General features: G+C 44.2%; 3 protein-coding genes. 1 reads left to right on the top strand and 2 read right to left on the bottom strand.

From position 1 onward, the window contains the following. Positions 1-629 (top strand): MipA/OmpV family protein (locus B7X71_RS12450; protein WP_293600895.1); only part of this gene is annotated, 629 nt, incomplete at its 5' end. A gap of 46 nt (positions 630-675) precedes the next feature. Here the strand turns inward: B7X71_RS12450 and B7X71_RS12445 are convergent. Next, positions 676-3,036, bottom strand: coding sequence for a CBS domain-containing protein (locus tag B7X71_RS12445; protein WP_293600894.1), 2,361 nt, complete (start codon positions 3,034-3,036; stop codon positions 676-678). An 11-nt stretch (positions 3,037-3,047) separates the two neighbouring features. Next, positions 3,048-4,262 carry an HD domain-containing phosphohydrolase gene (locus tag B7X71_RS12440; protein ID WP_293600893.1) on the bottom strand — a complete coding sequence of 405 codons (1,215 nt, stop codon included), beginning with the start codon at positions 4,260-4,262 and terminating at the stop codon, positions 3,048-3,050. Positions 4,263-4,380: the final 118 nt, after the last annotated feature.

Here is a 4,380-nt window from a genome sequence, read left to right as displayed (position 1 = left end):
GTTCAGATGAGTTTAGAGTATTAGCGCTACCTATCATTAATGCTAATTATGGTGACCGCTTTTACATTAACGCTTTGCAAGCTGGCGTTTGGTTAGTAGATTCAGATGATAAACGTTTAAGGTTTGGTATAGCGACCCAGGCTCGGTTTGGATGGGATGCGGATGACGGGAGGTTAACTCGCGGCATGCGCGATCGTGACTTCAGTGTTGATTTAGGGCCAACAGTGCGCTGGCAAACGGATTACGGTACATTTAATGCACAATGGGCATTTGACGTTGGTGGCGCAAGCAATGGCCAGACTGTAGATTTGCAATATATCAAAAATCTAATCCGTGGTAGCGCGTTCAAGTTAAATGGCAGCCTGGGCTTGGCGTGGAACAATCATAAATTTAACGACTACTACTTTGGCGTAGGCACAAACGAAACTTCACAATCTCGAGCTGCTTATTCCGCAGGATCTGGCACTGAGTTCAAAGTGGGTGTGAACGGATCATATGCTGTGGGTAAAGATAGTTTTGTGCTGTTTGGCACTTCGGTGACGCGATTAAGTGATGAGCAGGCCAATAGTCCAATTGTTGAAACACGCATGCAGCCGTTTGCATACCTTGGCTACTCAATCGCATATTAGAGAAAATATGGGCGAAAAGCGCAACGACAGAACCCTACATTAGGTTTTAAAAACCAAGTAATTTAGGTATAAATTCATCTCGTTTTAGAACTGCAATGCAAGCATCTACGACGCTCTCGTCTAGTTTAGTTCCGCGCATCGAGTTAATTTGTGCAATAGAAGTTTCTAGCCCTAAAGCGGGTCTGTATGGTCGATCTGAAGACATCGACTCCACGATATCGGCAACTGTCAGAATTTTTGACTCTAGCAGTATTTCATCAGCTTTTAGTCCTCGCGGATATCCGGAGCCATCTAAATACTCATGATGTTGGCGAATGATTTCTGCCAATGGCCACGGAAAATCAATCTTGCTCAAAATGTTATACCCCACCTCGGGATGAGTCTGTATTAGCCTAAACTCCTGAGGGCTTAACTTTGTCGGCTTTACGAGAATTTCCGTCGGTAACTGAATTTTACCTATATCGTGAACAACTGCGGCTAGATAGAGTCCGTGAATGCGAGATTCGTCCAAACCTAATTCTCGTCCAATGATAACCGCTAGATCAGCTACATTTTTTTGATGTCCCGCAGTGTAAGGGTCACGATATTCAAGTGTAGATGAAATTGCCATCAGGGCATCTTCCATGGATTTTTCCAGGATACGTGCCTGCTTTTCACGGCTAAACAATTCAGCCTCATATGCAAGCGCAGTTCGCCTAGACGCTATGCCGTATCCAAGGTTAGCTGCTAATTCCTCAAATAACTCGACCTCATCCGACCCGAATGCGTTTACTTCCTTGGCATACACAGTTAAGGCTCCAGCCACTTTACCTTCTATTTTTACCGGAAGAGAAACTGAGGAGCCTATGCCAAACTTTTCCGCCTTGGCCTTCCAGGGAGAAAACGCCATGTTTTGACTCAAAATATTATTAATCTGTACCAAACCCAATCGTATTGACTTGCCGGTTGGGCCATTACCTAACTCGTTATCTCCCCAGCTAATTTTTAAATCATTAACATACTGACGAGCAGCCCCGGAACTGGCTACTATGCTTATGCTTTGCTTTTCGTCTTGTATCGCCCACCCAAACCAGGCTAACAAATAAACATCTTGATAGGTAATGGACTCACATACTTTGTGTATCAATTCATTTTCTGTTTTTGCAAAAATCAATGCCTTATTACTTCGGCCAAGCGCTTCTAGTGCCCAAGTACGCCGATGGATTAGTTCTAAATCTAATTTATGTTGAGTGATATCATCAAAAATGACGACCACGCCATTGACGTTGCCATGCTGATCAAACATCGGAGCTTTTGTAGTCTGTATCCAAAGATTCTTACCTTTGGTTAGATAAGGCTCTTCAACAGTTATCACAGTCTTTTCGGCCATGACCCTTTTATCATCCGACTGATAGCGTGCTGCAAGCTCGGGTGGGAAAAAATCAAAATCCGTTTTACCAGCGATATCAAGCGCATTGATGCCGAGATCTTTGGCATAACTATTGTTGCTAATCATATAGACCGAGTTAACATCTTTGACAAAGATTTTTTGTGGCAAATTGTTTACTAAGGTAAGAAAACGATTCTCTGTCAGTTCATGCGCTTGACTGATGACTAGATGCTGAAGCATCTGAATGTATTCGTCCTCCATATACTTAACAAGATCATGCTGATTGAGAAGGCCAATCACATGATGATGGTCATCTATCACAACGAGCCGTCTTACGTTGTGCTGTTGCATCAAATTGGCAGCATCGTTCAACGGAGCATCTGATCTGACTGTCAAAACAGGCGTACTCATCACGTCCTCAAGCCGCGCTTCCGCCATTTGCAAACGATATAGCCTGACCATATCTCGCTCAGTCAATATGCCAACTGGCGCATTGCCATCCGTCACAATCACGCACTCAAGTCTGTGCGCCTGCATTTCAAGGGTCGCTTTAGTCGCTGGTAGGTTGGCGGACATTTCCACATAGCGGTGGCTCATCACGCTCGCTACATCTAGCGTACCCGCATACGAGTGGCTACTTTTTTGGTTTCTGAAATCTGTTTCCGTGAGCACGCCTACAGGAGATGCTTCACGGTCTAGGACTAGCAGATGGCGTATTCCGTGAGCCACCATCGTGTGATAAGCTTTATGGATTTCTTCTGAGTCTTGTACAGAAATAAGGTCATGCGCCATCACCGTCTCTACTGTGTTAGAAGTTGGCATCAAATCATTCAGTGCGTGAATAATGTCGCGCTCAGTCAATATGCCAACAACCTTGCTTTGGTCTGTAACCAGTAAGCAACTGATGTGCATGACCTCCATCATCTCAGCAGCTTCGCCAAGAGATGTCGATGGGGAAACAGTAACTGGCGCACCTGTCACAATTTCTCTAACAAACTTTTTATTCTTTGACAAAGAAAAGTCTAGTTGCTTAGGCATATATTCTACGGTCATTTCGAAAACGAGAAGTTACGTTCATTAAAGAGCTTGATACAAGCATCTAAGACGTCGGGATCATAATACTTCCCACTAAATTTATATAACTCAGAAAATGCAAACTCCTTATCATAAGCACGGCGAAACGGGCGGTGCGAGAGCATTGCTTCTACACTGTCGGCAACCCGAATGATTTTCGCCTCCAGCAAAATTTGCTCATGAGCGAGTTGTCTTGGGTAACCTGAGCCATCAAGGTTTTCATGATGCTGATAAACTATCTCGGCAATAGGCCACGGAAATGGGATGTCGTAGAGGATTGCATAGCCCGCTTCTGCATGCATTTTGATGAGTTCAAACTCTTCGTTTGATAACTTACGCGCACGCGACAAAATTTCGGCAGGAATCTGAATCTGCCCAATATCATGCACCAATGCGGCAAGTTGCAAGCCTTCCAAGCGTTGTGCATCCAACCCAAGCATCTTTCCTATCGCTACTGAAAGTTTCGCAACATTTTTTTGGTGATTGGCTGTTGTTGGGTCGCGGTGCAACATCGCTGATGACAAGGCTGCAACCGTTTGCCTTAGCAGCTCACTTATCGCTAACGATTTCTGCTCTATAGTGCTCATGGCTTGTGAACGCTCGTATTGAGTTTTCAGCAAGCCGCCGAAGAGCAGGGTTGCGATTAGTTGCGCTAGAAAAAGAGATGGGCCATATAGCATGATCTTATTTAGCCCCTCATGCAGTGGCTGGGTAAATATAAAAGACATTGCTTCGCCCAACCCCGCGGCAATGCCAGCGAAGAAGATTAGCTGGAAAGAGATAATTTCTGACTTATTGATGCGCTTGAAATAACTCACCACCAATAACACTAAAGCATAGTCAAGAGCGATTCCCTTAACGCCCACCCATGCTAATTCTCCTCCGATAAAGAGACGGTAAAGCGCCTCCACTAAAGCAACCATGCCCCCTACCCAGGGTCCACTGAATATTGTCGCCACAGCAATCACTGCACCACGTTCGTCAATGATAGTGCCTTGCCCAACATCCACGTGTAGCATCATCACTGCAATGCCGATAAGGATAAAAGTCAAAGCCCGAAAATATTTTTGAAGTCTAGATGCCAGTGAAGCGGGTAATGCAAACTCGATTAATATGAACAAACCAAAAAGCGTAAGCGCCGAGCCAGCGGATGCAATAATAGAAATAAAATAATTTGGTAATCCTATCACCTTCAACTACTTTCAAAATTTTCTAATTATTTAGAAGTTACATACTATAAAAACGGCTGAACTAAGACAATGATATACCTTAAACAACCCATTAACCCCTAGTATTGCTTAGTAAGCA

The sequence above is a fragment of the Polynucleobacter sp. 39-46-10 genome (assembly GCF_002282275.1).
Note: the sequence above shows the minus strand (reverse complement) of the source record. Positions and strands in the feature narration are given on the sequence as shown.

What these genes read in the sequence shown, in the direction of transcription:
- B7X71_RS12445 (WP_293600894.1), bottom strand. Translation starts at nt 3,036, where the DNA reads ATGCCTAAGCAACTAGACTTTTCTTTGTCAAAGAATAAAAAGTTTGTT.